General features: G+C 66.0%; 2 protein-coding genes. Both read left to right on the top strand.

Annotated elements, in window-relative coordinates; translation table 11 throughout:
- The coding region (locus ACFDS3_RS20335) for a glycine cleavage T C-terminal barrel domain-containing protein (RefSeq protein WP_375264145.1) at window positions 1-1,319 on the top strand (1,319 nt) is incomplete at its 5' end.
- Between the two features lie 70 nt (window positions 1,320-1,389).
- Window positions 1,390-1,974 (top strand): electron transfer flavoprotein subunit beta/FixA family protein (locus ACFDS3_RS20330; RefSeq protein WP_375264144.1); only part of this gene is annotated, 585 nt, incomplete at its 3' end.

The raw sequence follows: 1,974 nt of genomic DNA, 5'->3' as shown, positions 1-1,974 counted from the left end.
ATGGCGAGGCCTGCTACGACACCTGGGTCATCGACCCGCGCCGCTTCACCGGCCATGCCAACGTCGAGCTGACCGCATTGAAGGCGATCGAGGACTACCAGAACGAGTTCCGCTTCCACTTCCCGCATGAGCACCGCCCCGCGGGCCGCCCGGCCAAGACCACGCCGCTGACCCCGATCCTCGCCGCCGAGGGCGCCGAGTTCGGCACCGTCAATGGCTGGGAGCGCGTGGCCTATATCAAGCCGAGCCCCGATTTCGAGGAAACCCACAGCTTCAGGTTCAACGAGACCTTCCCCGTCGTGGCCAAGGAGATCGAAGCGGTGCGCACGGGCGTCGGCATGGCGGAGGTCAACGGCTTCAACCGCTTCGAGATCACCGGCCCCGGCGCGCGCGACTGGCTCGACACCATGGTCTGCGGCCGCATCCCGCGCAAGGATGGCAAGGTCGGCCTGACCTACCTCTTGAACCACCAAGGCAACGTGAAGGCCGAGGCGACGCTCGCCAATCTCGACGCTGATACCGTCTGGTACGGCTCCGCCGCGGCTTCCGAATACCATGACATGGACTGGCTGGAGGCGCATCTGCCCAAAGACGGCTCGGTGCAGATCCACTCGCTCACCAACGACTGGACGATCCTCGTGATCGCGGGACCCAAAGCGCGCGATGTTCTGTCCGGCGTGTCGCGTGGCGACTGGTCCAAGGCGGCCTTCCCGTGGCTCTCGGTGCGCCGCGCCTTCGTCGGCATCGCGCCCGCCGTGGTCATGTCGGTCAGCTTCTCGGGCGAGCTTGCCTACGAGATCCACGTGCCCAACAACCAGCTCTATGCCGCCTATCTGGCGCTGCGGGCCGAGGGTGAAAAGCACGGGATGACGCTGTTCGGCGGCCACGCGGTGGAATCGATGCGGCTAGAGAAGGGCTATCGCCACTGGAAGGCGGACCTGATCACCGAGTTCAACCCGATCGAAAGCGGGCTCGACCGTTTCGTGAAGATCGACAAGCCGGAGTTCATCGGCAAGGCGGCGCTCGAAGAGCAGCTCGCGGGCGGGCTGAAGCAACGCTTCGTCACCTTGGCGCTCGACTGCGACCATGCGCCTGCGCATGGCGGCGACGCCATCCTCGCCAATGGCAAGCCCATCGGGACCATCACCTCCGCCGGATGGGGCCACCGGATCGGCAAGAACCTCGCCATGGGGTTCCTGCACCCGGAATACGCCGAAGTGGGCACGGAGTTGCAGGTCGAGGTGATCGGCGAACCGGTCGCGGCGACCGTGATGGATCCGGGGCTCTACGACCCCGAGAACATCCGCATCAAGGGCTGATCCGAACGCGGCATTGACGCGAGCCGAGGCCTGGCCCGGCTCGCCCTCCCCCAAGACAGTAGGAAACGAAATGAAGATACTCGTGCCGGTAAAACGGGTGATGGACTACAACGTGCAGCCCCGCGTGAAGGCGGATGGCAGCGGCGTCGACCTCGCCAACGTGAAGATGTCAATGAACCCCTTCGACGAGATCGCGGTCGAGGAAGCGATCCGGCTCAAGGAGGCGGGCACGGCGACGGAGGTGATCGTCGTCTCGATCGGCGTGAAGCAGGCGCAGGACGCGCTGCGCACGGCTCTGGCCATGGGGGCGGATCGCGCGATCCTCGTGACTGCTGCCGACGACGTGCACAACGATATCGAGCCGCTCGCCGTGGCCCGGATCCTCGCCAAGGTCGCTGAGGCCGAAGGGGCCGATCTGGTCGTCACCGGCAAGCAGGCGATCGACAACGACATGAACGCCACCGGCCAGATGCTGGCCGCACGGCTCGGCTGGGGTCAGGCGATGTTCGCCTCCAAGCTTGAAGTCGAAGGCGGCGTCGCCAAGGTGACGCGAGAGGTCGATGGCGGTCTGCAGACCATCGAGGTGCCGCTCCCGGCCATCGTCAGCGCGGACCTGCGCCTCAACGAGCCGCGCTACGCCTCGCTGCCCAACATC

This window comes from Palleronia sp. (assembly GCF_042089775.1).
Taxonomy (GTDB): Bacteria; Pseudomonadota; Alphaproteobacteria; order Rhodobacterales; family Rhodobacteraceae; genus Palleronia.
Note: the sequence above shows the minus strand (reverse complement) of the source record. Positions and strands in the feature narration are given on the sequence as shown.